The organism is Micromonospora sp. C28ISP2-4 (assembly GCF_030519385.1).
GTDB classification, from domain to species: domain Bacteria; phylum Actinomycetota; class Actinomycetes; order Mycobacteriales; family Micromonosporaceae; genus Micromonospora; species Micromonospora tulbaghiae.
The window spans coordinates 898333-925000 of the sequence record NZ_JAUMKG010000001.1 but is presented as its reverse complement, the minus strand read 5'-3'; the positions used below and the strand labels follow the sequence as shown (position 1 = coordinate 925000).

General features: G+C 73.1%; 23 protein-coding genes. 12 read left to right on the top strand and 11 right to left on the bottom strand.

All coding sequences use genetic code 11. The features are described 5' to 3' along the window. Nucleotides 1-100: 100 nt before the first annotated feature. Entirely contained in the window at nt 101-733 is a 633-nt protein-coding gene (gene upp / locus Q3W68_RS04300) for a uracil phosphoribosyltransferase (protein WP_302904188.1), read from the top strand. Between the two features lie 192 nt (nt 734-925). Beyond that, nucleotides 926-1600: a GPP34 family phosphoprotein gene (locus Q3W68_RS04295; protein WP_302904187.1), complete on the top strand. Its 675-nt coding sequence runs from the start codon at nt 926-928 to the stop codon at nt 1598-1600. Nucleotides 1601-1688: 88 nt separating this feature from the next. Here Q3W68_RS04295 and Q3W68_RS04290 read toward each other — a convergent pair whose 3' ends face one another. Together Q3W68_RS04290 and Q3W68_RS04285 are read right to left on the bottom strand one after the other, a co-directional pair. Next, entirely contained in the window at nt 1689-3353 is a 1665-nt protein-coding gene (locus Q3W68_RS04290) for a phospho-sugar mutase (RefSeq protein ID WP_302904186.1), read from the bottom strand. A 49-nt stretch (nt 3354-3402) separates the two neighbouring features. After that, nucleotides 3403-5424, bottom strand: a complete 2022-nt coding sequence (locus Q3W68_RS04285) for a serine/threonine-protein kinase (protein ID WP_302904185.1) — start codon at nt 5422-5424, stop codon at nt 3403-3405. Nucleotides 5425-5627: 203 nt separating this feature from the next. Between Q3W68_RS04285 and Q3W68_RS04280 the strand changes: the two genes are divergently transcribed. Together Q3W68_RS04280 and Q3W68_RS04275 are read left to right on the top strand one after the other, a co-directional pair. Continuing rightward, on the top strand, nt 5628-7211 hold the full coding sequence (locus Q3W68_RS04280) for a methylmalonyl-CoA mutase (RefSeq protein ID WP_174534108.1): 1584 nt from the start codon (nt 5628-5630) through the stop codon (nt 7209-7211). 471 nt (nt 7212-7682) lie between these two features. Further along, nucleotides 7683-8942, top strand: a complete 1260-nt coding sequence (locus Q3W68_RS04275; protein ID WP_302904184.1) for an amidohydrolase — start codon at nt 7683-7685, stop codon at nt 8940-8942. Here Q3W68_RS04275 and Q3W68_RS04270 read toward each other — a convergent pair. Then, on the bottom strand, nt 8899-9879 hold the full coding sequence (locus Q3W68_RS04270) for a DUF4349 domain-containing protein (protein ID WP_302904183.1): 981 nt from the start codon (nt 9877-9879) through the stop codon (nt 8899-8901). The two genes, Q3W68_RS04275 and Q3W68_RS04270, sit on opposite strands and share 44 nt — an antisense overlap. Before the next feature lie 122 nt (nt 9880-10001). On the opposite strand from Q3W68_RS04270, the gene Q3W68_RS04265 reads away from it, so the two are divergent. The 4 genes from Q3W68_RS04265 to Q3W68_RS04250 are packed head-to-tail and all read left to right on the top strand — an operon-like array spanning nt 10002 to nt 13349. After that, entirely contained in the window at nt 10002-10631 is a 630-nt protein-coding gene (locus Q3W68_RS04265; protein ID WP_302904182.1) for an MBL fold metallo-hydrolase, read from the top strand. A 2-nt stretch (nt 10632-10633) separates the two neighbouring features. Continuing rightward, nucleotides 10634-11560 carry a hypothetical protein gene (locus tag Q3W68_RS04260; protein ID WP_302904181.1) on the top strand — a complete coding sequence of 309 codons (927 nt, stop codon included), beginning with the start codon at nt 10634-10636 and terminating at the stop codon, nt 11558-11560. Between the two features lie 43 nt (nt 11561-11603). Beyond that, nucleotides 11604-12344 carry a hypothetical protein gene (locus Q3W68_RS04255; protein ID WP_302904180.1) on the top strand — a complete coding sequence of 247 codons (741 nt, stop codon included), beginning with the start codon at nt 11604-11606 and terminating at the stop codon, nt 12342-12344. A gap of 42 nt (nt 12345-12386) precedes the next feature. Further along, the gene (locus Q3W68_RS04250; RefSeq protein WP_302904179.1) at nt 12387-13349 is read left to right on the top strand and encodes a GNAT family N-acetyltransferase; all 963 of its coding nucleotides are present in this window, start codon (nt 12387-12389) and stop codon (nt 13347-13349) included. A gap of 75 nt (nt 13350-13424) precedes the next feature. Here Q3W68_RS04250 and Q3W68_RS04245 read toward each other — a convergent pair whose 3' ends face one another. Beyond that, complete coding sequence (locus Q3W68_RS04245; protein ID WP_013284020.1) at nt 13425-13880, bottom strand: gamma-glutamylcyclotransferase; 456 nt, start codon at nt 13878-13880, stop codon at nt 13425-13427. A 165-nt stretch (nt 13881-14045) separates the two neighbouring features. On the opposite strand from Q3W68_RS04245, the gene Q3W68_RS04240 reads away from it, so the two are divergent. Continuing rightward, nucleotides 14046-15449, top strand: a complete 1404-nt coding sequence (locus Q3W68_RS04240) for an NAD(P)H-quinone dehydrogenase (RefSeq protein ID WP_302904178.1) — start codon at nt 14046-14048, stop codon at nt 15447-15449. Here Q3W68_RS04240 and Q3W68_RS04235 read toward each other — a convergent pair. Both Q3W68_RS04235 and Q3W68_RS04230 read right to left on the bottom strand, forming a co-directional pair. Further along, complete coding sequence (locus Q3W68_RS04235; RefSeq protein WP_302904177.1) at nt 15383-16060, bottom strand: DUF998 domain-containing protein; 678 nt, start codon at nt 16058-16060, stop codon at nt 15383-15385. The two genes, Q3W68_RS04240 and Q3W68_RS04235, sit on opposite strands and share 67 nt — an antisense overlap. 95 nt (nt 16061-16155) lie before the next feature. Next, complete coding sequence (locus tag Q3W68_RS04230) at nt 16156-16779, bottom strand: DedA family protein (protein WP_302904176.1); 624 nt, start codon at nt 16777-16779, stop codon at nt 16156-16158. Nucleotides 16780-17281: 502 nt separating this feature from the next. Here Q3W68_RS04230 and thrS point away from each other — a divergent pair. Next, nucleotides 17282-18499 (top strand): threonine--tRNA ligase, encoded by a 1218-nt coding sequence (gene thrS, locus Q3W68_RS04225; protein WP_302904175.1) that lies wholly within the window; start codon nt 17282-17284, stop codon nt 18497-18499. Between the two features lie 70 nt (nt 18500-18569). Here thrS and Q3W68_RS04220 read toward each other — a convergent pair whose 3' ends face one another. The 4 genes from Q3W68_RS04220 to Q3W68_RS04205 form a co-directional block, all read right to left on the bottom strand. Further along, nucleotides 18570-20537, bottom strand: a complete 1968-nt coding sequence (locus Q3W68_RS04220) for an ABC transporter ATP-binding protein (protein ID WP_302904951.1) — start codon at nt 20535-20537, stop codon at nt 18570-18572. A gap of 470 nt (nt 20538-21007) precedes the next feature. Then, nucleotides 21008-22741: an ABC transporter ATP-binding protein gene (locus Q3W68_RS04215; protein WP_302904174.1), complete on the bottom strand. Its 1734-nt coding sequence runs from the start codon at nt 22739-22741 to the stop codon at nt 21008-21010. Then, the gene (locus tag Q3W68_RS04210; protein WP_120573976.1) at nt 22735-23256 is read right to left on the bottom strand and encodes a MarR family winged helix-turn-helix transcriptional regulator; all 522 of its coding nucleotides are present in this window, start codon (nt 23254-23256) and stop codon (nt 22735-22737) included. Before Q3W68_RS04210 ends, Q3W68_RS04215 begins: the two co-directional genes overlap by 7 nt. Nucleotides 23257-23317: 61 nt before the next feature. After that, the gene (locus Q3W68_RS04205) at nt 23318-23833 is read right to left on the bottom strand and encodes a MarR family winged helix-turn-helix transcriptional regulator (RefSeq protein WP_302904173.1); all 516 of its coding nucleotides are present in this window, start codon (nt 23831-23833) and stop codon (nt 23318-23320) included. Between the two features lie 54 nt (nt 23834-23887). Here Q3W68_RS04205 and Q3W68_RS04200 point away from each other — a divergent pair, with 54 nt between their 5' ends. Next, nucleotides 23888-25510, top strand: a complete 1623-nt coding sequence (locus Q3W68_RS04200) for a DHA2 family efflux MFS transporter permease subunit (protein WP_302904172.1) — start codon at nt 23888-23890, stop codon at nt 25508-25510. A 76-nt stretch (nt 25511-25586) separates the two neighbouring features. Here Q3W68_RS04200 and Q3W68_RS04195 read toward each other — a convergent pair whose 3' ends face one another. Next, nucleotides 25587-26030, bottom strand: a complete 444-nt coding sequence (locus Q3W68_RS04195) for a DoxX family membrane protein (protein WP_302904171.1) — start codon at nt 26028-26030, stop codon at nt 25587-25589. Nucleotides 26031-26118: 88 nt separating this feature from the next. On the opposite strand from Q3W68_RS04195, the gene Q3W68_RS04190 reads away from it, so the two are divergent. After that, nucleotides 26119-26658, top strand: a complete 540-nt coding sequence (locus Q3W68_RS04190; RefSeq protein ID WP_302904170.1) for a TetR/AcrR family transcriptional regulator — start codon at nt 26119-26121, stop codon at nt 26656-26658. Nucleotides 26659-26668 lie beyond the last annotated feature (10 nt).

The following is a 26668-nucleotide window of genomic DNA, read 5'->3' as shown; positions in this document are numbered from 1 at the left end:
TGCTCACGAACGACCGGTAGTGAGCGTCATACGTGAGCGGAGTCGCTGGTCGTACCGCACCCGCCCGGTGCCGCGCCGGCAAACGGTAGGTTGAGCGATCGTGGACGTACACGTCATTGACCATCCGCTCGCCCAGACGCGGCTGACCGCCATGCGGGACGCCCGGACCGACTCGTCGTCGTTCCGGGCGGCGCTGCGCGAACTCACCACCATGCTGGTGTACGAGGCCGCGCGCTCCTTCCCGGTCGAGAAGTACTCGATCCAGACCCCGGTCACCGCCACCGAGGGCAGCCGGCTGGCGAACCCGCCGCTGCTGGTGCCGGTGCTGCGGGCCGGTCTCGGCATGGCCGACGCCGCGCTCGGCCTGCTGCCCGAGTCGTCGATGGGCTTCGTCGGCCTGGCCCGCGACGAGGAGACGTACGAGCCCCGCGCGTACATGGAGTCGCTGCCGCGCGACCTCGCCGGCCTGCCGGTGCTGGTGCTCGACCCGATGCTCGCCACCGGCGGCTCGCTGGAGCACTGCTGCCGGCTGCTCGCCGACCGCGGGTGCACCGACATCACGGTGCTGTGCGTGCTGGCCGCCCCGGTCGGCATCGAGCGGCTGGAGCGCTCCGGCCTGCCGCTGCGCCTGGTCACCGCCTCGATCGACGAGGGACTGAACGACTCGAAGTTCATCGTCCCCGGCCTGGGTGACGCCGGCGACCGCCAGTTCGGCGGCATGCCCCGCTTCTGATCCGGCCGTCCGGGGGTGCCGGTTCCGACCCCGGCGACCCTTCGGCGATCCCGGCGATGCCGATGATCGGGGCGATCCGGCTATTCGGTGAAGAGGGCCCTTTCCCGCTGGGAAAGGGCCCTCTCGGTGTGAATCGGGCGGCCCCGGCGAGTCGATGCGCGGGGGTGCGGGGAGGCGCTAGCGTTCCGGGCCATGACTGGTGTTGCGCTCGCCGAGGAGCTGCTGCTCCTCGCGTATGACGACGAAACCGGCAAGGCCACCATGCCGCGGATCAGCCTGGACCTGGGCATGGCCGCCGCCGTACTGGTCGAGCTGGCCCTGGCCGGACGGGTCGCGTACGCGGACGGGAACCTGGCGGTGGTCGACCCGGCCCCGACCGGCGAGCCGATCGCGGACGCCGTACTCGCCAAGATCGCCGCGGACACCCCGCACACGCCGTCCTCGTGGGTGCAGCGACTGCGGCACGGGCTGCGCGACCGGATCCTCTCCGACCTCTGCGGCCGGGGCGTGGTGCGGGACGTGGACGAGACCGAGCTGGGCTTCATCCACGTGCACCGCTACCCGGTGGCCGACGCCTCGGTCGAGGCGGACATCCGGCGGCGGCTGGCGGACGCGCTGACCAGCGGGCAGATCCCGGACGAGCGGACCGCCGCGCTGGCCACGCTCGTCGCGGTGCTGCGGATGGAACCGGCGCTGGGGCTGACCGGCCCGGCCGCCGAGGACGCCGGCCGGCGCCTGGAGGAGATCGCCGCCGGGGCCGGGTTCTCCGGCACTGTCAGCCTGGACGACAGCGTGGTGCGCCCGTCGATCAGCCTGGTCATCGCCGCGCTGGGCCAGGCCGTCGACGCCGCCCTGGGCAAGCGGTAAGGAAGGGCCCCCTCTTAACGCCTCCGGTAGAGGAAGGGCCCCTTCTTAACGCCAGGCGTTAAGAAGGGGCCCTTCCTTACATCCATGGCTAGAGGCCGAGGGCGGCGGCGATCTCGTTGCGCAGCTCGGTGACCGCTGCACGCGCGCGCTGCCGGGCCGCCGGCACGTCGCCGCCGCTCACCGGCTCCACCACCTCCAGGTACGCCTTGAGCTTCGGCTCGGTGCCGGACGGCCGGATCACCACCCGGGCCGCGCCGGTACGCAGGATCACCACGTCCGCGTCGGGGAGCAGGTCGGACGCCTCGGTCACCGGCTGCCCGAGCAGCGTGGTCGGGGTGGCCGCCCGGATCCGCGCCATCGAGTCCGCGATCACCCGCAGGTCCTCCACCCGGACCGAGAGCTGCTCGGTGTGGTGCACGCCGAACTCGGCGGCCAGCTCGTCCAGCCGGTCCAGGAGCGTACGGCCCTCGGCCTTGAGACCGGCGGCCAGCTCGGCGACCGTCAGCGCGGCGGTGATGCCGTCCTTGTCGCGGACGTGACCCGGCGCGACGCAGTAGCCCAGCGCCTCCTCGTAGCCGTACACCAGCGGCTCCCGGCCGCCGCCGGCCCGGACGATCCACTTGAACCCGGTCAGCGTCTCGTCGTAGGGCAGGCCCCGGGCCGCCGCCATCGCCCGCAGCAGCGCCGACGACACGATCGTGGTGGCGTACAGGCCGGTCACCCCGCGCCGCATCAGGTGGTCGGCGAGCAGGGCGCCCACCTCGTCGCCGCGCAGCATCCGCCAGGACCCGGCGTCGCGTACCGCCACCGCGCAGCGGTCCGCGTCCGGGTCGTTGGCGATGGCGAGGTCCGCGCCGGTGCGGTCGGCGAGCGCGACCAGCAGGTCCACCGCGCCCGGCTCCTCCGGGTTGGGGAAGCTGACGGTCGGGAACGCCGGGTCCGGCTCGGCCTGTTCGGGCACCACGCCGGGAACGCCGAAACCGGCGCGCGCGAACGCGGCGGTCAGCACCGCGGCGCCCACCCCGTGCAGCGGCGTGTACGCCACCTTCAGGTCCCGTGGTCCGGCCGGGTCCACCACGGCGGCGGCCTGCTCGACGTACGCGGTCACCAGGTCGTCGCCGAGCACCTGACCGGCCGGGCCGAGCGGCACCGCCGCGAGCGGACCGACCGCCCGGATGGCCGCCTCGATGCCGGCGTCGGCGGGCGGCACGATCTGCGCGCCGGCGCCCAGCTCACCGCCGAGCTGCGCGCCCAGGTAGACCTTGTAGCCGTTGTCCTGCGGCGGGTTGTGACTGGCGGTGACCATCACCCCGGCGACCGCGCCGAGCTGCCGGACCGCGAACGCCAGCACGGGCGTGGGCAGCGGCCGGGGCAGCAGCAGCGCCGGGCGGCCCGCACCGGTGGCCACCTGCGCGGTGCGCTCGGCGAACGCACGGGAGCCGCGCCGGGCGTCGTACCCGATCACCAGCGGGCCCTCGCCGCCCTGGGCGGCGAGCCAGCCGACCAGCCCGGCGGCGGCCTGGGTGACCACGGCGAGGTTCATGCCGTTCGGCCCGGCCCGCAGCGGGCCGCGCAGCCCGGCGGTGCCGAAGGTCAGCGGACCGGCGAACCGGTCGGCCAGGTCGGCCGCCGTGCCGGGCAGCCCGTCGAGGACCGCGCGCAGCTCGACGCGGCCCTCCGGGTCCGGGTCGTCGGCGAGCCAGCGCTCGGCGCGTACGCGAAGGTCGTCAAGGTCAGTGGTATCCGCCGCCATTGCCTCATGAAAGCACGGCGGCGGATCACCACTGGCCGTCGGCCTCGACTCAGTTGGCCGCCGTGAGCTGGAACGAGTCGACCATCGCGTCGAAGATCGGCTTGCTCTCGGCGAATCGTGCGTCGGTCGTGGAGAGGTAGAACGAGTAGACCTTGCCGTCCTTGACCAGGCCCCGCCAGATGCCGTGCCGCATGGCCTCGCCCTCGCCGCAGGTGTATTCGAGCTGGCCCGCGGTCTGGCCGGCGAGTGGCTGCTCGGAGACTGACAACTCGGTGTAGGGGGCCGGGCAGGTCTTGCTGTTCGCGGTCTTGCTCTTCAGGTTCCGCGAGGCGAACTCGGCCCAGCTGATCGAGGTGCCGCCCCACTTCTCGGCGATGACCCGCACCTTGCGGCCCTCGTCGTTCGGGTCGACGTAGTCGACGAAGAGGCCGCCGGTCTGCCGTTGCCAGCCCTTCGGCACCTGGATGGTCACGCCCTTGACGGTCTGCTCCTGCATCTCCGGCGCGGCGGCGGCCGAGTTCGACGGCAGCGCGCCCACGATCGGCGGGGGAGCGTCGTCGCCGCCGCTGGTCAGCGCGATCACGCTCACCAGCAGCACCACGGCGAGGCCGCCGGCGGCAGCGAGCTGGACCTTGCGCGGCCACGCCTTCACCCGGCCGAGCAGGCCCTTGGCGCTGCCGAGCGCGCCGCCACCACCACCGGCGGCGGCCGGCGCGGTGGCCGGTGTGGTCCACGCCTGGCCGGTGCCGGGCACCGACCACTGGTTGCCGCCGCCGTACACCGGCTGCGTGGCGTCGGCGGTGCGGCCGTAAGCGGTGGGCACCGCCTGGGTCGCGTCCGCTCCGGCGCCCTGGCCGAGCCGGACCGTGGCGTCGGGCGAGATGCGCTGGGTGGCCTCCGGCGTGCCCGGCCCGGACATCGCGCCGGTCGGCGTGTGCAGCGGGCCGGCCAGCGCGTCGGCGCTGGTCTCGTCGAGCGCCGCGGCACCCGCAGCGGTCTTCTCGGCCTGGGGCCGCTCGCCGCGGCGCAGCGCGGCGAGCCGGTCGGTGAGCGACTCGTCCTTGCCGATCATCGCGCGACCGCCGATCTGCCCGCTCGGCTTCGGCTCCGCCACGATGGCCGGCGGCGTCGTCGGGCGCGGCACCGGCACCACCGCGTACGGGTCGGTGACCGAGTTGACGGCGGTGGCGGTGCTGGTCAGCGGACCGGCGAGCAGTTCGCGCAGGTTGGCCCGGGCCCGGTGCACGTCCATCCGGCGGGCCGGGTCCTTCTCCAGCAGCCCCATCAGCACGCCGGTCAGCGGGCCGCTGCGCTGCGGGGTGGCGGGCGGGTCCTCGACCACCGCGTGCATGGTCTCGATCGGGTCGCCCTTGTCGAACGGTGGCCGGCCCTCGACCGCGGTGTAGAGCGTCACGCCGAGCGAGAACAGGTCGCTCGGCGGCCCGAACTCCTGGCCCATGGCCCGCTCGGGCGAGATGAAGTGCGGCGAGCCGAGCACCATGCCGGGCGTGGTGAGCTGCACGTCGGTGGGCATCCGGGCGACGCCGAAGTCGGTCAGCACGCAGCGGCCGTCGGTGCAGATCAGCACGTTCGCCGGCTTGACGTCGCGGTGCAGCACGCCGATGGCGTGCGCCACCTCCAGCGCGCCGAGCAGCGCAATTCCGATCTTGGCGACGGCGCGCGGTGCGACCGGCCCGTCCTCGATCACCATGTCCGCGAGGCTGCGGGCGTCCAGCAGCTCCATCACGATCCACGGGCGACCACCCTCGGTGACCACGTCGTAGACCTGCACCACCGCCGGGTGCTGGATCGCGGCGGCGGCGCGGGCCTCCCGCAGCGTCCGTTCGTAGAGCGCATCCCGGTCGCTCGGGGCGAGCCCCGGCGGGAGGACGACCTCCTTGACCGCCACATCGCGGCGCAGCAACGTGTCTGTGGCCCGCCAGACCGTGCCCATGCCTCCGTTGCCCACCGGGGAGCGCAGCGAGTAGCGACCACCGATGGTGGTGCCGGGCGCCGCGCGTCCAGTGGGGGGACTGGCCGGTCCGCCGCTCCACGTCGGAATCTGAGTCACAGAAAAGCCACCGGGGGATATCGAGGGGGCTGGGACACAACCCCTCTATCTTGCTGGTTCCGACGCCCGATGCGAAACCCGACGCGGCGGGCGTTTACCTACTCGACGGTATGTGGTCGGCCGCTCACCTCCGGTGGGTCGCCGCCGTGAGGTGTGCGGTATCCCTCACCCACCTGGCGGTCTGCGCGTCCTACCATCCGGTAATGAGCGATGCGCGGTCAAGCGAGTCGGGTTTCCCGATCCAGGGCGTCTACACGGCGGCAGACCTTCCGGCGGACCTGGACGCCCGGCTGGGCGAGCCGGGCGAGTTCCCGTACACCCGCGGGGTCTACCCGACGATGTACACGTCCCGGCCCTGGACCATGCGACAGTACGCCGGGTTCGGCACGGCGACCGAGAGCAACGCGCGCTACCACCAGCTGCTGCGCGCCGGCACCATGGGCCTGTCCGTCGCGTTCGACCTGCCCACCCAGATGGGGTACGACTCGGACGACCCGATCGCGCACGGCGAGGTGGGCAAGGTCGGTGTCGCCATCGACTCCATCGAGGACATGCGCACGCTGTTCGGCGGCATCCCGCTGGACAAGGTCTCCACCTCGATGACCATCAATGCGCCCGGCTCGGTGCTGCTGCTGCTCTACCAGCTCGTGGCCGAGGAGAACGGCGTGCCCGGCGCGGCGCTCAACGGCACGATCCAGAACGACATCCTCAAGGAGTACATCGCCCGGGGGACGTACATCTTCCCGCCGAAGCCCTCGCTGCGGCTGGTCGCCGACACCTTCGCCTACTGCCGGGCCGAGGTGCCGAAGTGGAACACCATCTCCATCTCCGGCTACCACATGGCCGAGGCCGGCGCGTCGCCCGCGCAGGAGGTCGCGTTCACGCTCGCCAACGGCGTGGAGTACGTCCGCGCGGCGCTCGCCGCCGGGCTGGCCGTCGACGACTTCGCGCCCCGCCTGTCGTTCTTCTTCGTGGCCCGCACCACGCTGCTGGAGGAGGTCGCCAAGTTCCGGGCGGCCCGGCGGATCTGGGCCCGGCTGATGCGCGACGAGTTCGGCGCGAAGAACCCGAAGTCGATGATGCTGCGGTTCCACACCCAGACCGCGGGCGTGCAGCTCACCGCCCAGCAGCCGGAGGTGAACCTGGTCCGGGTCGCGGTGCAGGGTCTCGGCGCGGTGCTCGGCGGCACCCAGTCGCTGCACACCAACAGCTTCGACGAGGCCATCGCGCTGCCCACCGAGAAGGCGGCCCGGCTGGCGCTGCGGACCCAGCAGGTGCTGGCGTACGAGACGGACCTGACCGCCACCGTCGACCCGTTCGCCGGGTCGTACGTGGTGGAGGCGATGACCGCCGAGGTGGAGGCGGCCGCCACCGAGCTGATGGACCGGGTCTTCGACCACGGTTCGGCGGTGGACGCGATCGAGGCCGGGTTCCAGAAGCGGGAGATCGAGCAGTCCGCGTACCGGATCGCCCAGGAGATCGACTCGGGCGAGCGCGTGGTGGTCGGGCTCAACCGGTTCCAGATCGACGAGGAGGAGCCGTACGAGCCGCTGCGGGTGGACCCGGCGATCGAGGCGGCACAGGGGGAGCGGCTGGCCCGGCTGCGCGCCGAGCGGGACTCGGGCGCGGTCGAGCGGGCCCTGGCCGAGCTGCGTGCCGCCGCCGAGGGGGACGCCAACGTGCTCTACCCGATGAAGGAGGCGCTGCGCGCCCGCGCCACGGTCGGCGAGGTCTGCGGGACGCTGCGCGAGGTGTGGGGGATCTACCGGCCCAGCGACCGGTTCTGACCTGTCCGGAGGCGGCCCCGCCGTGCACCCTCGGTGTGCGGCGCGGGCCGCCTTCGCGTGTGCGATTCGGCGTTTCGGGTAACCCGATCGGGTGAACGGGACGGACAGCGTGTGCGGTCGGGGGTCGGGCGCCCGTGTCACCGTCGGGAGTCTTCCGGCAGCCGACAGTTGTCGTGCAATTGTCGGAGCGGCAGTTAATTGCCGCGACTAATGCGACAATTCGGAACGACGGGCCGGTATTTGTGGCCGTTGAAACGGTTACGCGTTGTAGGAGGTGGGAGGCGGATGACGGCGTTCGACCGCGATCTACCTGCTGTCCCGCAGATATTCGAGCCCTCTCACCAGGGCATTCGTGACGCTGCGCGGTCCGACCGCTACGCGAAAGATGTTGCGCAGCGTCACCGTCGGAGGTCTAGGCTGTCTGCTGTCCGCCCCGAAGATCCATCCACTTCTAGTGATCGAGAATTCGACGTGACGAGTGCGTTGACGCTGCCTTCCGGCGGCCTGCTGTCGTCGTCCCGGCCCGAGGCGCCGACCGGTTACCAGCCCCTGCCCTTCGAGCTCGACCATCTGCTCGCGCTGCGCGTACCCGGCCTCATCGCCACCCGCCGTCACATCCACTCCCACCCGGAGCTGTCCGGCGAGGAGTTCGAGACGGCCGCCCTGGTACACCGAGAGCTTTCCCTCGCCGGTCTCAAGCCGCGCCTGCTGCCGAAGGGCAACGGCGTCATCTGCGACATCGACGGCCGCCCGGACGGGCCGGTGATCGCGCTCCGCGCCGACATCGACGCGCTGCCGCTGAGCGACCCGAAGGACGTGCCGTACCGCTCGACGGTGGAGGGCGTCTGCCACGCCTGCGGCCACGACGTGCACACGTCGGTGATGCTCGGCGTCGGCATGCTGCTCGCCCAGCTCGCCGACACGGGCCGACTCGACGGCCGGGTCCGGCTGATCTTCCAGCCCGCCGAGGAGATCCTGCCCTGCGGCTCGCTGGAGGTCATCGAGGCCGGCGGCCTGGACGACGTGGTGCAGATCTTCGCGCTGCACTGCGACCCGAACCTGCCGGTGGGCAAGGTCGGCCTGCGGGTCGGCCCGATCACCGCCGCCGCCGACAACGTCACCGTCCGGCTCACCGGGCCGGGCGGGCACACCGCCCGCCCGCACCTGACCGTCGACCTGGTGGACGCGCTCGGCCGCCTGGTCACCGAGGTGCCGACGCTGATCAGCCGCCGGGTGCCGGCCAACAGCGGACTGCTGCTGGTGTTCGGCCACGCCTCGGCCGGCACCCGTTACAACGTCATCCCGTCCGAGGCGTGCGCGGCCGGCACGCTGCGGGTGATGGACCGCGACACCTGGGACCAGGCGCCCAAGATCGTGGCTCAGGTGGTACGGGACGTGCTCGCCCCCACCGGCGCCACGGTCGACCTGGAATACCTGCGTGGCCGGCCCCCGGTGACGAACGACGCCGGAGCCATCGGTGTGCTCACCGCGGCCACCGCAGCGGCGCTCGGCCCCGACGGCATCGCCGAGACGCCGCAGAGCATGGGCGGTGAGGACTTCTCCTGGTACCTGGAGCACGTGCCGGGCGCGCTCGCCCGCCTCGGCGTCGGCCGCAGCGGGCCCAACGTGGACCTGCACCGGGCGTCGTTCGACGTGGACGAGCGCGCCATCGAGGCCGGCGTACGCCTCATGGTCCAGACCGCGCTGCGGGCAGTGGCGGCGGCGCGCTGACCGGACCGCCGGCCGGTCCGGTCGGCATCGGCGCCGCCGGGTCCGGGTCGGGCGGCGGCGTCCGCCGGGCCCGCACCCGGCGTCGCCACAGGAGCAGCAACCACAGCGGTACGCCGATCACCACCGCGAACGGCAGCACCGCGCCGAGCACTGTGAGCAGGACCCGGGCCGACGCCAGGAACGCCGACCAGCCGCCACCCAGCCCGGCCAGGAAGCCGAGGTCGGCCTCCTCCTCGGCGGTGCTGGCGTCCTGACCGAGGAACGTCACGGTGATGGTGGAGAGCGAGGTGAGGTCCGCCAGCCGCCGCTTGCGGGCCTCCAGCGCGGCCAGGTCCGCCTGCCGGGTGCCCACCTCGTTCTCCAGCCGCACCAACTCGTCCACCGAGGTGGCCCGGGCGAGCAACTTGCGGGAACTCTCCACCCGCGCCCGCTGGGTGGCGATCCGGGCGTCCAGGTCGACCACCTGCTCGGTGACGTCCTCGGTGCGGATCTCCCGGCGCTCCTGCCGGCCGAGTCCGGCGAGCCGGTCGATCACCGCTGTGAACCGGTCCGCCGGCACGCGCAGCGTCAGCGCCGCCCGCGCCTCGGCGGCCCGGCTCGACCGGCGGTCCGCGCCGACGAATCCGCCGGCCGCTGTCACAGCCGTGGTCGCCTCCCGCGCGGCGGCCTCCACATCGTCCACCCGGACCTGCATGGTCCCGGTGTAGATGATGGACCTCTGGTCGACCCGCAGGTCCGCGCCGCCGGTGCCGCCGGGAGCGGCCTGCCCGCCGTCCGCGCCGCCCTCGGCGTCCTGGTCGCGTCCCGCGCCTCCGTCGGCCGCCGGCGCGGCCGAGTCGCTGCCGCCGTCACCGACCGCGCCACAGGCACCCACACTCAGCGCCGCTATCAGACTCACAGCCACCAGGGCCACGCCCCGGAATCGTCGTCCGCCCATTCCCCGTACTCCGATCGTCGACGGCCCCGCACCGGGACCGATACCTCGGACGTGACGCGTCATTGCGCCGGTTCCGGCAGACTGCGCTGAGGACATCACGATTCGGTATTCGAGGAGTCACGATGCAGGTGACCAAATACGCCCACTCCTGTCTCCGGCTGGAGCACGACGGTGCGGTGCTCGTCGTCGACCCGGGTGTCTTCAGCGATCCGGCGGCGCTCGACGGGGCGGACGCGGTGCTGATCACCCACGAACACCCGGACCATGTGGACGTCGGCACGCTGACCCGGGCGCTGGAGCGGCGGCCGGTGCCGGTGCACGGCCCCGCCTCGCTGGCCGGGGTGCTCGGCGACGCCGCCGAGGCGCTGGTGACCGTCGAGCCGGGACAGTCGTTCACAGTCGCCGGGGTGCCGGTGCGGGCGTACGGCGGGCAGCACGCGGTCATCCACCCGGACATCCCGGTGATCCAGAACATCGGCTACCTCTTCGCCGACGTGGTCTACCACCCGGGCGACGCGTTGTTCGTGCCCGACGACGTGCAGGTGGACACGCTGTTCGCCCCGATCCACGCGCCCTGGTCGAAGTTCTCCGAGGTGGTCGACTTCATCCGCGCGGTCGCACCGCGCCGGGCGTACGCGCTGCACGACGGGCTGCTGAACGACAACGGCCTCGGCGTGCTGAACCGGCAGTACACGGCGCTGTCCAAGACCGACTACCGCCGTCTGGAGCCGGGCACCCGGATCGACGCCTGAACATGGCCGAGGTGCCCGCGGAGGTGATCCGGCAGCTCTACGCCACGCCGCCGGACCGGTTCGTCGCGGCCCGGGACGCCGCCGTCGCGCAGGCACGGCAGTCCGGCGACCCGCGTACCGCCCGGGAGATCGGCAGGCTGCGCCGCCCCACAGTGGCGGCCTGGCTGGTCAACCTGCTGGCGATCCGTCGGCCCGAGCTGGTCGCCGACCTGACCCAGCTCGCCGAGTCGCTGCGCGCCGCACAGCGCGACCTGCGCGGTGGCAAGCTGCGGGAACTCTCCGCGCAGCGGCGCGCCGTCGTGAGCGCGCTGGTGGCGGAGGTACGCCGGCTCGCCGCCGCCGAACCCGCCGCGCCCCCGGCCGGGAAGCTGCCGCTGGGCGAGGTGGAGGCGACGCTCAACGCCGCGCTGTCCGACACCGAGGTGGCCGAGCAGGTACGCGCCGGACGCCTGCTGCGGGCCAGCCACTACGCGGGGTTCGGCGAGGTGCCCCGCCCCCAGCTGCGGCTCGTGACAGGGGGCGAGGAGAAGCCGGTCGTACCGGACCGGGCGGCCGAGCGGGCCGACGCGCGCCGGGCCCGCGACGAGCGGGCGGCGCGGGCCGAACGGGCCGGGCGGCGGCGGACCGCGACCCGGGAGCTGACCCGGGCCCGCGCGGACCTGGACCGGGCCGAGAAGGAGCTGGCGACCGCCGACGCGGCCGAGCGGGACGGCGCCGCGACGCTCGACCGGATCGAGACCGAACTGGCCGAGTTGGAGCGTCGCCGGGCCGTGGCCGAGCAGGACCTGAGCCGGGCCCGGCTGGCCCGCCGGGGCGCGGAACGGGCGGTCACCGCGGCCCGGCGTCGGGCCGGAGAGGTGGAGGCCGTGTTGGAGGCGCTCGACGCCGAAGAGGGGGATGCCGACACCGGTGACCACGCGGCAGACTGAGCGTGATGAATGGCTTCGGTGGAGTGACGGCGACGGGCGGCCGATGACTCCGGAACAGCTCGCCGCCGCCTGCAAACCGCTGGTGCTCGAACTCGGGGAGGCGTTCGCCCGCTGCCCGTCCACGCTGCGCCGGGCGCGGCTGCTGGGCATCTCCGGGTGGGCCTTCTACATCACCGGGCGGGCCGGTGCGCTCGGTGACGTCCGCGCCGAGACCGTGGCCGCGGCGCTCGGCTTCATCGCACCGGAGGCGGTCACCGACGGCTGGGACGCCGCCGCGCGGACCGTCCCGCCGCTGGAGGTGGCCGCCGCCAACCTGGCCGAGTGCTGCCGGTGGGGCACCGCCCGGCTGGGCGACGGCGCCGAGTCGTCACGGCTCGCCGCGCTGCTGGGCCGGGCGGTCGACGCGGCGGACGGCAGCGGCATGCCGCTGTTCGCCGCCTGGCGCGCCATGCCGGTGCCCGATCCGTCGCCCGGTGCACGGGCGGCTGTGGGCATGCTGCTGCTGCGTGAGCACTTCGCCGGGGCGTACCTGCTGGCGGTGCGCGCGGCCGGGCTGACGCCGCTGGAGGCGGTGCTGGCCGGGCCGGAGGGCGAGACGGGCGCGGCCGCGTGCGGCTGGGTGCCCCCGTACCCGCCGGTCGGGCCGCTCGTGCGGCGCCGGTTGTGGGCCGAGGCGGTGACCGACCGGCTGGCGTCGGCGGCGTTCCGCGCGTTGAGCACCGCCGAGGGCGCCGAGCTGCTGACTCTGCTCGGCGCCGCGCGGCAGCGCGCCCGCGGCGGATAAATGGGAGGCGAGGCGGCCGGTCCGGCTGCCACGATCTGGCCCGTGACGCTCCCCGCCGGCTGGTCGGCCCGCCGCCCGACCCTCGACGACGTGCCCGCGATCCTGGCGGTGGTGCATGCCTCCGACACGTTCGCCGTGGGCTACCCCGACTTCGACGAAGAGGACGTGCGGTCCGCGCTGACCGCGCCGTTCGTCGACCCGGCCCGGGACTCCTGGCTGGTCACCGACCCGGACGGCACGGCGGTGGCCTGGTCGATCCTGGCCAACCCGAGCGGTGTGGGCCGGGAGTGGGTGGACGTCCTCGTCGACCCCGACCGCGGCGCCGACCTGCGCGCGCCACTGCTGGCGCGGCTGCTGGAACGCGTCGCCGAACGGGCCGCCGAGCGCGGCCTGCCCGCGCTGACCGCCCGCACCGGCGTGTACGCGCCGGAGACCCGCTGGGCCGGTGAGCTGACCGAGGCCGGGTTCACCCGGGTCAAGCGCTACATCCGGATGAGCCGCTCGCTCGCCGACCTGCCCGCCGAGCCGCCGCCCCCGCCCGGGGTGACAGTCCGGCCCCTGCGCGCCGACGACGAGAGCGACCTGCGGCTGTTCCACCGGATCTACGACACCGCGTTCCGGGACACCCCCGACCACGACCCGCTCGACTTCGAGCGGTGGCGGGACCTGCTGCCGTCGTACGGCAAGGTCTGGGACGAGTGGTTCCTGGCCGAGGTCGACGGCGAGCCGGCCGGCGCGCTCCAGTCCTCCGACCAGGCACTCGACCAGGACCTGGGGTGGGTGCGGACGCTGTCGGTGCTGCCCGCGTACCGGCGTCGGGGGGTGGGTGCTGCGCTGCTGCGCCGGGCCTTCGCGGTCTACGCGGCGAAGGGCCGCGCCGGGGCCGGGCTGGGCGTCGACCTGGCCAACCCGACCGCGCCGGTCACGCTCTACCGCTCCGTCGGGCTGGTGGAGGAACGCTGGACCGACATGTACGAGCGGAGCGTGCCCGCCTCGCGGGTGTGACCCGGCACCCGCGGACCGGGGTCGCCGAGCGGCCGGACGGCTGTCCGGCGCACACTGTTCGCTGTGGGAGACGCGCTACGCGGACGCGGTGCCGGTGGGGCGGGACCGCAGCTCGGTGACGTAGTCGTCCGGCGCGCCCGCCTTCTCCGCGGCGTTCGCGATCTCCGAGAGGTACCAGGCTGTGGGCAGCCCGCCCTCGTACCCGTCGAACACGTAGACCCACGCGGTCACGTCGCCGTCGAGCGTCGAGACGCGGACGGTCAGCCTGCGGTACGTCTCGGCGGTCACGCCCTCGATCTCGTCGAGCTGCGCGGCGTCGTACGGGTGGATGTCGTAGAGCGCCACGAACACCCGGTCGCCGGGGGACTCGACGACGGTGCTGACCGAGCCCTCCCACCCGATGACGTCCTCGCCGGCGAAGGTGAGCCGCCACCCCTCAAGCCAGCCGGTGCCCACCATCGGCGAGTGCGGGCAGTAGGCGCGCATGCGGGCGGGGTCCAGGTTCGAGCCGTAAGCAGCGTAGAGACGCACGGCGACGACGATAGCCCGGCTGGCGGGTGGGGGAGAATACGACAGTGCGTGTCGAACCCGACGGGGAGAAGAAAGTCACTGTGAGCACAGACGAGGGGCAATTGCTGTGAGCGCGAGGAGTGCAGCGGAGCGGAGCCCCGCAGTCGCGAACGAAGGGACGGCTCTGTGAGCCAGATCGTGATCATCGGCGGCGGGCCGGCCGGGTACGAGGCGGCTCTGGTCGCCGCGCAGTTGGACGCCGATGTCACAGTGGTCGAGGCGGAGGGCGCCGGTGGCGCCTGCGTGCTCTCCGACTGCGTGCCCTCCAAGACGTTCATCGCCAGCTCCGAGGTGGTCACCGGCTACCGGGACACCGAGGAGTTCGGGGTGCACTCCGACGGCCTGGAGGCGGTCACCGTCGACGCCCCGGCGGTGCACGAGCGGGTCAAGCGGCTCGCGCTGGCCCAGTCCGCCGACATCCACACCAAGCTGGTGAAGGCCGGCGTCGAGTTCGTCGCCGGCACCGCCCGGCTGGGCGAGGACACGCTCGGCCACACCCACCGGGTGATCGTCACCCCGGCCGGCGGCGGCGAGGAGTACTCCATCGCCGCGTCGACCGTGCTCGTCGCGACCGGCGCGACCCCCCGCCAGTTGCCCACCGCCGTACCGGACGGCGAGCGCATCCTGACCTGGCGCCAGGTGTACGACCTGCCCGAGCTGCCCGAGCACCTGATCGTGGTCGGCTCCGGCGTCACCGGGGCCGAGTTCGCCAGCGCGTACCTGGCCATGGGCGTCAAGGTCACGCTCGTGTCCAGCCGCGACCGGGTCATGCCGCACGAGGACGCCGACGCCGCGATGGCGATCGAGCGGGTGTTCCGCAACCGGGGCATGAGCATCCTGAACAACTCCCGCGCCGAGGCGGTCCGCCGCGTCGGCGACGGCGTGGAGGTGGTGCTCTCCGACGGCCGGCAGGTCACCGGCTCGCACGCGCTGATCGCGGTCGGCTCGATCCCGAACACCGCCGACCTGGGCCTGGCCGAGTACGGCGTGGAACTGGCCCGGGGCGGTTACGTGACGGTGGACCGGGTCTCCCGTACCAATGTGCCGGGCATCTACGCGGCGGGTGACTGCACCGGCGTGCTGCCGCTCGCGAGCGTCGCGGCCATGCAGGGCCGGATCGCCATGTGGCACGCGCTGGGCGAGGCCGTCCGGCCGCTGCGGCTGCGTACCGTCGCGGCGAACGTCTTCACCGACCCGGAGCTGGCCACCGTCGGCGTCTCCCAGGACGAGGTGGACGCGGGCAAGACTCCGGCCCGCCAGGTGATGCTGCCGCTGTCCGGCAACGCGCGGGCGAAGATGGACGACCTGGCCGACGGCTTCGTCAAGCTGTTCTGCCGGCCGGCGAGCGGCCAGGTGATCGGCGGCGTGGTGGTGGCGCCGAAGGCGAGCGAGCTGATCCTGCCGATCACGATGGCGGTGGAGAACAACCTCACCGTGAACGAGCTGGCCCACACCATCACCATCTACCCGAGCCTGTCCGGCTCCATCACCGAGGCCGCCCGCCAGCTCATGCTCCACGAGCTGGAGTAACCCGGCCCCCCTTGTTCTGCTCGGGTCAGGGGGCGGAGGGTGAGGTGCAGTGCCAGGGTGGCCAGCAGGGCTGTCTCGGTGAGGATGAGCGCGCGTTCGATCAGGCCCAGCAGGGCTCGGTCGCCGGGGTAGGCGGACCAGATCATCGTGGCCGCCAGCACCAGGCTGGCCAGGGTCAGCCCGCGCAGCCAGGCGGCCGCGCCGGCGACCGGGTGACGGGCCAGCAGCCAGCCGGCCACCGGCAGGGCCAGGAACGACAGCACCGAGGCGTACCTGTGCACGTACGCGGCGGTGTCCATGGGCGTACCCGGCTCGTTCGTGGGCACCAAGGCCGCGGCCAGCAACCCGGCCGACCAGGCGGTCAGCAGCGCGAGCGGCACGCGGCCCGCACCTGCCCGGCGCAGCGCCGGCAGCAGCACCAGGCTGGCCGCCGCCAGCACCGCCATCGCGGTGTCGATGACGCCGCCCCGGTCGGAGACGGCGAAGTCGCTGACGGTCAGCGACCAGGGATCCAGGTCGTCGCTCACCTCGAGGTGACCGATCAGCGCGAGCACCGCCGCCAGGACGATCCCGCCGAGGGCCAGCAGGCCGCTTCTCCGCGTTCCAGGCATACGGCCAGCCTGTCGCCGGAACCGCCCCAGACGGATCGGGGACCACCACCCACTTCGCTACCCGGGTCGTCCCCTACCGGACCCCCGAGAACGCATCAGTTGCCGGCTGAGTCGGCGGTGGCCTTGGGGCGGGTCTGCCGGGTGCTGCTGATCCAGGTCATCGCCCAACCGGCCAGCGCGAACCCGGCCGCCGCCACCCCGCCGATCAACAGCAGCCGCCACGCCGAGTGGGTCAGCGCCGTACCGCCCAGGTGGCCGACGAGAGTGCCGTAGCCGGCCCAGGCGAGCGCCGCCGCCGCCTCGTAGGGCAGGAACAGGCGGTACGGGTAGCGGCTGCGCCCGGCCGAGAAGCAGGCCGCCATCCGGCCGCCTGGTACGAAACGGCAGAGCAGGATCACCAGCGGCCCCGGTTCGCGCAGCCCACGGGTGACCCGGGTGACCGCCCGGCGTGCCCGTCCGGGTGGCGTGGCGCGTGCCGCGCGGCGGGTCGGCGTGCTGCGTCCGATCAGGTAGCAGGCCAGGTCGCCGATGAACACACCGGCCGCGCCGACCGCGATGGTCAGCGGCAGGTTGAGCCCCCCGTACACGGTCAGCGCCCCGCTGGTGATCATGACGAGCTGGGTCGGCACCACCGGGACGAAGGCGTCGGCGATCAGCAGGATCAGCAGCAGCGCGTACGCCCACATGGGCGACGCGACGTCAGAGATGAGTTCGGCCACGACCGCCACCTCGCCGGGGTTCTCCGTTCGACCGGATCGAGCCTGACGCCGTGTCCGGCGTCACCACCACCGGCCCCACCGCGCGTTGACAGCCGACACCGGCAGGCCGTAGATGTGAAACGAGGCGGCCCGCCCGCGAGTGACGGGTCACCGGGGCACACGAGCCGGGGCGGGGCGGCGCTTCGTCGATTCCCGGCGTACCGTTGGTCGGACGCGGCACCGGAGTCGTCGGGTCCCCCGTTCCTGACGACCGGGCCGCCGCGGGTCGCCGGCAGGTCCCGTGCCGGCGACCCGCACCCGCTCTCCGAAACTCAGGTGCGCCGTCGATGTCCGCGCGCCTACCGTCAGGGCATGCGCAGCGCGGTAGTGACCACGACGCCGGGTGTTCCCGGCGCGCCGCACTGACGTTTCCGTCGACGAGGCCCCGGGGCGATCCGCTCCGGGGCCTCGCGGCATTCCGGGCCTGCTCGCCTCCGGGTCGTACCCGATCAAGGAGAGCGACATGATCGACCACCGCAGGCTCGGCCGGGACCTGGAGCTGTTCGTCTCCGACCCGCTCGCGGGCGCCGGGCTGCCGATCTGGCTGCCGGCCGGCGCCGCCGCCCGGCACACCGTCGAGGAGTACGTCCGGGAGCTGGAGCGCCGGGCCGGCTACCGGCACGTCTACTCCCCGCCGCTGGGGAAGCGGGAGCTGTTCGAGCTGTCCGGGCACCTGGGCTACTTCGCCGACGACATGTTCCCGCCGATGCGGCTGAGCGCCGACGACGAGTTCGTGCTGCGCCCGGCGCTCTGCCCGCACCACGCGCTGGTGTTCCGCGCCCGCGGCCGCTCCTACCGGGAGCTGCCGCTGCGGGTCGCCGAGCTGGGCGGGATGTACCGGGCGGAGCGTTCCGGGGTGCTCGGCGGGCTGTCCCGCGTGCGGGCCATCTCGCTCAACGACGCGCACAACTTCTGCGCGCTGGAGCAGGTCGGCGACGAGGTCCGCGAGATCCTGCGGCTGATCGGCGAGGCGCACGCCGCGCTCGGCGTCCGTCCCGCCGGGTTCCGGTTGTCGCTGCGCGGGGCGGGCCATCGGTACGTGGGCGACGACGCCGGCTGGGCGCGGGCCGAGGAACTGCTCCGCGCCGCGCTCGACGGGGTGGACGTCGTCGAGGCGCCGGGCGAGGCCGCGTTCTACGGACCGAAGATCGACATCCAGATCGTGGACGCGGCCGGCCGGGAGTCGACCATCTCCACCGTCCAGCTCGACTTCGACAAGCCGGAGCGGTTCGACCTGTCGTACACCGACTCGGACGGCCGCCGGAAACGGCCGGTGATGGTGCACCGCAGCCTGGTCGGCAGCATGGAGCGGCTGTTCGCGTACCTGATCGAGGTGCACGAGGGCGCGTTCCCCGCCTGGTACGCCCCGGTGCAGCTGCTGCTGCTCCCGGTGGACGCGGCGTCTGCCGACGCGGCCGTCGGGCTGGCCCGCCGGGCCGAGGCGGCCGGGCTGCGGGCCGAGGTGGACCACGCCGGTTCCCTGGGTGCCCGGATCCGGGACGCGTCCCGCCGCCGCGTCCCGTACACCGGGGTGGTCGGCCCCCGGGAGGCGGCCGACGGTTCGGTGTCGCTGCGCCTGCGCGACGGCCGGGTGCTCGACCCGATGCCCGCCGAGCAGGCGCTGGGCCTGGTCGGCGCGGTGGTCGCGAGCCGGTCGGCGGGGCTGCTCCCGCCTGCTTGACTCCGGCCCGTCCGGGTGCCGGGAAGGCACCCGGACGGGGGCCGGTGTCGGACCTGTGGCCGGGTCCATGTCAGTTCCCGACCGGCGTGCCGGTGCCGGCACGCATTCCCGGCGGACCGGCCGGGGCGGGCGCCGGCACCTCGTCGGAGATCACCGCGCCGCTGAACTGCGCCCGGTAGAGCCGGGCGTACGCGCCACCGGCGGCGACGAGCTGCTCGTGCGTGCCCTGCTCGACGATCCGGCCGCGCTCCATCATCAGGATCAGGTCGGCGTCGCGGATGGTGGAGAGCCGGTGCGCGATGACGAAGCTCGTCCGGTCCGAGCGCAGCGCCGCCATGGCGCGCTGGAGCAGCACCTCGGTCCGGGTGTCCACCGAGCTGGTCGCCTCGTCGAGGATCAGCAGCGACGGCTCGGCCAGGAACGCCCGGGCGATGGTGATGAGCTGCTTCTCCCCGGCGCTGACGTTGCTGCCCTCCTCGTCGATCACCGTGTCGTAGCCGTCCGGCAGGCTGCGGACGAACCGGTCCACGAACGTCGCCCGGGCCGCGGCGAGGATCTCCTCCTCGGTGGCGTCCGGCCGGCCGTAGGCGATGTTGTCGCGGATGGTGCCGCCGAACAGCCAGGTGTCCTGGAGCACCATGCCGATCCGGCCGCGCAGGTCGTCGCGGCGCATCGTGGAGATGTCCACCCCGTCCAGCGTGATCCGCCCGGCGTCCAGCTCGTAGAACCGCATGACCAGGTTGACCAGCGTGGTCTTGCCGGCGCCGGTGGGACCGACGATGGCGACCGTGTGACCCGGCTCGGCGACCAGCGACAGGTCGTCGATGAGCGGCTTCTCCGGGTCGTACCGGAAGGAGACGTGCTCGAACTCGACGCGCCCGTGCGGGTCGGCGACCCGGGCCGGCTCGGCCGGGTCGGGGCTCTGCTCGTCGGCGTCGAGCACGGCGAAGACACGCTCGGCCGAGGCCACCCCGGACTGCAGCAGGTTGGCCATCGACGCGACCTGGGTGAGCGGCTGGGTGAACTGCCGCGAGTACTGGATGAACGCCTGCACGTCACCGAGACTCATCGAGCCCGACGCCACCCGCAGGCCGCCGACCACGGCGATCGCGACGTAGCTGAGGTTCCCGATGAAGAACATCGCCGGCATGATCAGGCCGGAGACGAACTGCGCGCCGAAACCGGCCCGGAACAGTTCCTCGTTCTTGGCGTGGAAGGCGGCCTCGACCTCCTTCTGCCGGCCGAAGACCTTCACCAGCTCGTGCCCGGTGTACGCCTCCTCGATCTGGCCGTTCAGCTCGCCGGTGTGCTTCCACTGGGCGATGAACTTGCCCTGCGACCGCTTGGCGATCTGGCCGGTGACCACCACCGACAGCGGCACCGCGACGAGCGCGACGACAGCCAGCAGCGGCGAGATCCAGAACATCATCGCGAGTACGCCGACGACTGTGAGCAGCGACGTGAGCAACTGGCTCAGCGTCTGCTGGAGGGTCTGCGACACGTTGTCGATGTCGTTCGTGACCCGGCTCAGCAGCTCACCGCGCGGCTGCTTGTCGAAGTAGGGCAGCGGCAGCCGGTTGAGCTTGTCCTCCACGTCGGCGCGCAGCCTCAGCACTGTGCGCTGCACCACCCCGTTGAGCACCCAGCCCTGCGCCCACTGGAGCATGCTCGCGCCGACGTAGAGCACGACCGCGAACGCCAGCACCCGGCCCAGCGCGTCGAAGTCGATGCCGGCGCCCGGAATCACGTCCATCCGGGCCAGCATGTCGGCGAAGTTGCCGTTGCCCTCGGCGCGGGCCGCCTCCGCCGCCGCCTCGGTGGTGGTGCCGGGTGGGAGCTGCCGCCCGATCACACCGCTGAAGATGATGTCGGTGGCGTGGCCGAGCACCTTCGGCCCGATGACGCTGAGCCCGACGCTGGCCAGGGCCAGCGCGAGCACGCCGGTGAGCTGGAGCCGGTACGGCCGCAGCCGCCCCAGCAGCCGCCGTGCCGACGGCCCGAAGTTCATCGCCTTCTCGGCCGGCATGCCCATGCTCATGTGCGGCGGGCCACCGCCGGGACGCCGCCCGGCCGGAGGCAGCCGCGTCGGCTCGTTCTTCTGCTGCGGTACCGACGGCGTCCCGCCGTTCCTCTCGCTCACGCTGTGCCCCCGTTCGTTCGCGACTGCGGGGCTCGCAACCCCGGCTCACTCCTCGCGCTCACGCTGTGCCCCCGTTCGTTCGCGACTGCGGGGCTCGCAACCCCGGCTCACTCCTCGCGCTCACGCTGTGCCCCCGTTCGTTCGCGACTGCGGGGCTCGCAACCCCGGCTCACTCCTCGCGCTCACGCTGTGCCCCCGTTCGTTCGCGACTGCGGGGCTCGCAACCCCGGCTCACTCCTCGCGCTCACGCTGTGCCCCCGTTCGTTCGCGACTGCGGGGCTCGCAACCCCGGCTCACTCCTCGCGCTCACGCTGTGCCCCCGTTCGTTCGCGACTGCGGGGCTCGCAACCCCGGCTCACTCCTCGCGCTCACGCCGCAACCTCCGCCGTCTGCTGCGACGCGACGATCTCGGCGTACGTGGGGCAGCTCTCCAGCAGTTCCTCATGTCGTCCCATCCCGACGACACCCCCGTCCTCGAGCACGATGATCTGGTCGGCGTCGACGATCGTGGAGACCCGCTGGGCCACGATCACCACCGCCGCGTCCGCGGTGACCGGCTTGAGAGCGGCCCGCAGCCGGGCGTCCGTGCCGAGGTCGAGCGCGGAGAAGGAGTCGTCGAAGAGGTAGATCTCCGGTTTGCGGACGAGCGCGCGGGCGATGGCCAGGCGTTGCCGCTGGCCGCCGGAGACGTTCGTGCCGCCCTGCGCGATCGGCGCCTCCAGGCCGCCGGGCATCTCGGCGACGAAGTCGCGCGCCTGGGCGATCTCCAGCGCGGCCCACAGGTCGGCGTCGGTCGCGTCCGGGTTGCCGTAGCGCAGGTTGCTGGCGACGGTGCCGGTGAACAGGTACGGCCGCTGGGGCACCAGCCCGATCCGCCGCCACAGTTCGTCCGGGGCCAGGTCCCGTACGCCCACGCCGTCCACCAGGACCGCGCCGGCGGTCGGGTCGACCAGCCGGGGGATGAGCGTCAGCAGCGTGGTCTTGCCGGCGCCTGTGGAACCGATGATCGCCGTGGTCCGGCCCGGCTCGGCGCGGAACGAGATGTCGTGCAGCACCGGTGCGCTCGCGCCCGGGTACTGGAATCCGGCGCCGCGCAGTTCCAGCTCGCCCCGGCCGGTGACCTCGGTGACCGGGTCGGGCGACGGCACCACCGACGAGTCGGTGTCCAGCACCTCCTCGATGCGCTCGGCGCAGACGGCGGCCCGGGGCACCATCATCAGCATGAAGGTGGCCATCATGACCGCCATCAGGATCTGCATCAGGTACTGCAGGAACGCGGTGAGCGCGCCGACCTGGATCTGACCGGCGTCGACCCGCGCGGCGCCGAACCAGAGGACCGCGACGCTGGAGACGTTCAGCACCAGCATCACGATCGGGAAGATCAGCGCCTGGAGCCGCCCGATCCGCAGCGCGGTGGTGGTCAGGTCGGTGTTGGCGACCCGGAACCGGTCGGTCTCGTACGGCTCGCGGACGAACGCCCGGACCACCCGGATGCCGGTGATCTGCTCGCGCAGCACCCGGTTGACCGTGTCGATCCGGGTCTGCATGAGCCGGAAGCCCGGCACCATCCGGCGGATGATCAGGCCCAGCGCGACTGCGAGCACCGGTACGCAGACCAGCATCAGCCAGGAGAGCCCGACGTCCTCGCGCAGCGCCATCACCACGCCGCCGACGCTCATGATCGGCGCGGCCACCAGCATGGTGCAGCTCAGCAGCACCAGCATCTGCACCTGCTGGACGTCGTTGGTGTTACGGGTGATCAGGGACGGCGCCCCAAACCGGGCGACCTCGCGGGCGGAGAAGGTGTTGACGCGCCGGAAGATCGAGCCGCGTACGTCGCGGCCGAACGCCATCGCGGTCTTCGCACCGAAGTAGACCGCGGCGATCGAGCAGGCGATCTGGAGCAGGCTGACCACCAGCATCCATCCGCCCGTACGCAGGATCTGGTCGGTGTCGCCGACGGCGACGCCCCGGTCGATGATGTCGGCGTTGAGGCTCGGCAGGTAGAGCGAGGCGATGGTGCCGACGAACTGGAACGCCACCACGGCGGCCAGCCATCGTCGGTACGGGCGCAGATGGGTGCGGAGCAGGCGGATCAACACGGATGGCTCCCCGTTGGCGGCTCGGTGTCGGACTCGCTGTCCCGGTTCAACCGACGGAGGTCCCCGTCGGACATGCCGGTGATGATTTCGATCAGGAACTCGCGGATCACCGCCCGCTTGGCCGGGTCGGCGTCGACCGACGTCAACGGCCGGTCGCTGTGGATCATGTCGATGATGGCGCGGGCGTGCTCGCCGCCCTTGTCGGTCAGGGTGAGCCGGACCGTGCGCCGGTCCTCCGGGGCGCGACGGCGGCTGACGAAGCCGTCGCGTTCCAGCGTGTCGACGATGCCGGTGAGCGTGGCGGGCCGGACGAAGCACAGCTCCGCCATTTCCCGGTGGCTCACGTCGCCGGAGCGGAGGAGGATCATCAGGACCCGCATGCCCGCGGACGTGAGTCCGTGGTGTTCGGCGAGGTATCGCCCCCAGTGCTGCTCGACGACGTGACCGGCGATCGAGATCAGCCGGCCGAGTGGCGCGTGGTGCAACGCGTCGGGGAAGCGGACGAGCGGGCCCATGTTCACGAGCGTCAGATTAGCTCCCGAATCATCAGGGCCCAAACTATTTCTGAGAATCTCCTCAGCCGCGGTCGGCGCGTGCCCGGGACGGCTCGTCCGGGGCGGTGGCGACGTACTCCCGCATCACCTCGGTGACCTCGCGCAGGAACGCCGAGGTGGCCTCGGCCTGCTCGGGAGTGAGCCGGGCGACCGCCCGGTCGATGCCGACGAGCATCGGGCGCAGCGCCTCCAGCACCTCGCCGACGGCGCTCTCGGTCACCTGGAGGCTGAGCCGCCGCCTGTCGTACGGGTGCGGAGTCCGGGCGACGTGACCGGCCTGCACGAGCCGGTCCACGAGCGTGGTCGCCGAGGCGGACCGGATGCCGAGCCGGTTGCCCAGCTCGACCGGGCCCAGCGGCTCCGGGCTGGAGACGAGGTGGTCGATCGCCGCGGCGTCGGTCGCGTTCAGGCCCAGGCGGCGGGCCAGCGCGGCCCGGGTGTCGCCGGCGATCCGCAGCACGTCGCGCAGCGCACGGGCGGCCTCGCTGCTCGGCGGCGGCCCCGGCTCGGGCCCTCCGGTTGACGGCACCCCCTGCATGGGATAAAGCTAGCATCTCGGGTAGCTAGAAAATCTAGCTAAAGGGAGGACGCCATGCGCGGCGACGGGCGCGGACGCTGGTTCGGGCTGCTGGCCATCAGCCTCGGCGTAGCGATGATCATCGTGGACGCCACGATCGTGAACGTCGCGGTGCCGCAGATCATCCGGGACCTCGACATCACCTCCACCGACGCGCAGTGGGTGCAGGAGGCGTACACCCTGGTCTTCGCCGCGTTGCTGCTGGTCGCCGGCCGCTTCGCCGACCGGTCCGGGCGGCGGCGGATGTTCCTCGTCGGCGTCACCGTGTTCGTGGTCGCCAGCGTGCTCGCGGCGCTCGCCGGCTCCGGCGAGACGCTCATCGCCTCCCGGGTGCTCCAGGGCGTCGGCGGGGCGATGATGCTGCCCACCTCGCTCTCCCTGCTCAACGCCAACTTCACCGGCCGGGAGAAGGGCATCGCGTTCGCCGTCTGGGGCTCCACGATCGGCGGCGCGGCGGCGCTCGGGCCGCTGCTCGGCGGCTGGCTCACCACCACGTACTCCTGGCGGTGGGCCTTCGGCATCAACGTCCCGGTCAGCCTGGCCGTGATCGTGGCGACGCTCGTGCTCGTGGCCGAGTCCCGCGACGAGCGGGCCGAGCGCGGCCTGGACCTGCTCGGCGCGCTGCTCTCGGTGATCGGCATGACCGGCGTGGTCTTCGCGCTGATCGAGGGCCGCACGTACGGCTGGTGGGAGCGGGAGCGGCCGTTCAGCCTGTTCGGGCTGGACTGGACCGCGTCGATCTCGCCGGTGCCGGTGGCCGCCCTGGTCGGCCTCGTCGCGCTCGGGATCTTCCTGGCCCAGCAGGTACGCCGCAACCGGGCCGGCCGACCGGCGCTGCTCGACCTGTCGCTGTTCGGCATCGGCTCGTTCCGCAACGGCATCCTGGCCGCCGCGATCGTCAGCCTGGGCGAGTTCGGCCTGCTGTTCGCGCTGCCGCTGTGGTTCCAGAACGTGCTCGGCTACAGCGCGTTCCGGACCGGCCTTGCGCTGCTGCCGCTGGCCGTCGGCAGCTTCCTGGCCAGCGGCATCGGCGCGCCGCTCACCCAGCGCTGGGGCGCGGCCCGGGTGGTCCAGCTCGGCGTCGCGGCCGAACTGGTCGGCGTGGCCGGGCTCGGGTTCGTGGTCGCGCCGGACACCAGCTGGTGGGCGCCGCTGGGCTTCCTGTTCGTGTACGGCGTCGGCGTCGGGCTCGCCACCGCGCAGCTCACCGGCGTCTCGCTGTCGCAGGTGCCGGTACGCCGCAGCGGCCAGGGTTCGGGCCTGCAGAGCACCGCCCGGCAGGTCGGCTCCGCGCTCGGCATCGCGGTGCTCGGCACCGTGCTCTTCGCCGGCCTCGGCGGAATCCTCGCCGACCGGCTGGCCGACCAGCCCGGACTCACCCCCGCCCAGCGGGACCAGGTGGTGAGCGCGGTCAAGGAGAGCGCCGGCGCGGCGATCGGCGGGCTGGAGGCGGACCCGCGTACCGCACCGATCGCCGCGGAGGCGAAGGCGGCGTTCTCCGACGCCACCCGGTACGCGGCCTTCGCGGGCGCCGGGTTCCTGCTGATCGGCCTGGTCGCCTGCCTGCGCCTGCCGACGGTACGCGCCGACGAGACCGGCGACGGCCCGCCGGCCGAGGCGGAGCCGGCCCGCGCTTGAGCGGACGCCCGTCCCGGTCGGCCCGCCGGTCCTCGTTCCGGCGGACCGGGCCGGGCAGGCCCGCCGGGTCGGCCGCTCATCCGCCGAGGGCCACCGCCAGCGCCGCGCCCACGAAGACGACCTGGAGCGCCGTACGCACGCCGAGTGGCGTGACCGGGCGGCCGGCGAGCGTGAGGCGCCGCCGCGCGGCCGACACGTTCGCCGGAAACATGGCGAGCATCAGCAGCACCAGCCCGGCCGCCGCCCAGCGCGCGGTGGCCGGGAACAGCAGCGCGAGCGCGCCGGCCAGTTCCAGCACGCCGGTGACGGTGACCAGCAGGTCGGGCCGGGGCAGCGACGGCGGGACCATCGCGATCAGGTCGGCCCGGCGGGACGCGAAGTGGGCCATGCCGGTGAGCACGAACATCAGCGCCAGCCCGACCCGCAGCGCCGGGTGCCACCCGTCCAGGGCGTCCACGCCGAGCAGGCCGGCGATCCGGGCCAGCGCGGTCCCGGCGAGAAGTGCGATCAGGGGTGCCATGGTCAGTCCCTCCGACTCCAGTCATCTTGTCGATGACAAGATTGCGTCCACGGATGCCATCTTGTCAATGACAAGTTAGGGTGACGGCATGGCCTCGTATCACCACGGCGACCTCCGCCGCGTCCTGCTGAGCGCCGCGGCCGAGGCGATCGCTGAGTCCGGGCCGGCCGCGCTGAGCCTGCGTGAGCTGGCCCGGCGCGCCGGGGTATCGCACGCCGCGCCCGCGCACCACTTCGGCGACAAGGCCGGACTGCTCACCGCGCTCGCCACCCAGGGCTTCGACCTGCTCGCCGACGCCCTGCGGCAGGCCGGGGACGACCTGCTCGACTCCGGAGTGGCCTACGTCGGGTTCGCGGTGCGACACCGGGCGCACTTCGACGTCATGTTCCGGCCCGAGCTGTACCGGGCCGACGACCCGGAACTGGTCGCCGCCCGCGCGCGGTCGGGGGAACTGCTGCGCGGCGGCGTCGCCCGGCACACCGGGCGGGAACCGGACGTCGACGCGCTGGCCGCCTGGTCGATAGTGCACGGCTTCGCCACGCTCTGGCTCTCCGGCGCGCTGCCGCCCCGGGTGGGCGACGACCCGGAGGCCGCCGCCCGTACCGTGATCAAGCGGTTGTTCAACTGAGCCGGTGGCG

Excerpts from the sequence above, each read along its gene's own strand:
- Q3W68_RS04270 (WP_302904183.1), bottom strand. The coding sequence starts at position 9,879 with ATGGGCGGACGACGATTCCGGGGCGTGGCCCTGGTGGCTGTGAGTCTG.
- Q3W68_RS04260 (WP_302904181.1), top strand. The coding sequence starts at position 10,634 with ATGGCCGAGGTGCCCGCGGAGGTGATCCGGCAGCTCTACGCCACGCCG.
- Q3W68_RS04255 (WP_302904180.1), top strand. The coding sequence starts at position 11,604 with ATGACTCCGGAACAGCTCGCCGCCGCCTGCAAACCGCTGGTGCTCGAA.
- Q3W68_RS04195 (WP_302904171.1), bottom strand. The coding sequence starts at position 26,030 with ATGGCACCCCTGATCGCACTTCTCGCCGGGACCGCGCTGGCCCGGATC.
- thrS (WP_302904175.1), top strand. The coding sequence starts at position 17,282 with ATGATCGACCACCGCAGGCTCGGCCGGGACCTGGAGCTGTTCGTCTCC.
- Q3W68_RS04190 (WP_302904170.1), top strand. The coding sequence starts at position 26,119 with ATGGCCTCGTATCACCACGGCGACCTCCGCCGCGTCCTGCTGAGCGCC.
- Q3W68_RS04290 (WP_302904186.1), bottom strand. The coding sequence starts at position 3,353 with ATGGCGGCGGATACCACTGACCTTGACGACCTTCGCGTACGCGCCGAG.
- Q3W68_RS04210 (WP_120573976.1), bottom strand. The coding sequence starts at position 23,256 with ATGGGCCCGCTCGTCCGCTTCCCCGACGCGTTGCACCACGCGCCACTC.
- Q3W68_RS04235 (WP_302904177.1), bottom strand. The coding sequence starts at position 16,060 with ATGCCTGGAACGCGGAGAAGCGGCCTGCTGGCCCTCGGCGGGATCGTC.
- Q3W68_RS04200 (WP_302904172.1), top strand. The coding sequence starts at position 23,888 with ATGCGCGGCGACGGGCGCGGACGCTGGTTCGGGCTGCTGGCCATCAGC.
- Q3W68_RS04280 (WP_174534108.1), top strand. The coding sequence starts at position 5,628 with ATGAGCGATGCGCGGTCAAGCGAGTCGGGTTTCCCGATCCAGGGCGTC.
- Q3W68_RS04295 (WP_302904187.1), top strand. The coding sequence starts at position 926 with ATGACTGGTGTTGCGCTCGCCGAGGAGCTGCTGCTCCTCGCGTATGAC.
- Q3W68_RS04265 (WP_302904182.1), top strand. The coding sequence starts at position 10,002 with ATGCAGGTGACCAAATACGCCCACTCCTGTCTCCGGCTGGAGCACGAC.
- Q3W68_RS04205 (WP_302904173.1), bottom strand. The coding sequence starts at position 23,833 with ATGCAGGGGGTGCCGTCAACCGGAGGGCCCGAGCCGGGGCCGCCGCCG.
- Q3W68_RS04220 (WP_302904951.1), bottom strand. The coding sequence starts at position 20,537 with ATGAGCATGGGCATGCCGGCCGAGAAGGCGATGAACTTCGGGCCGTCG.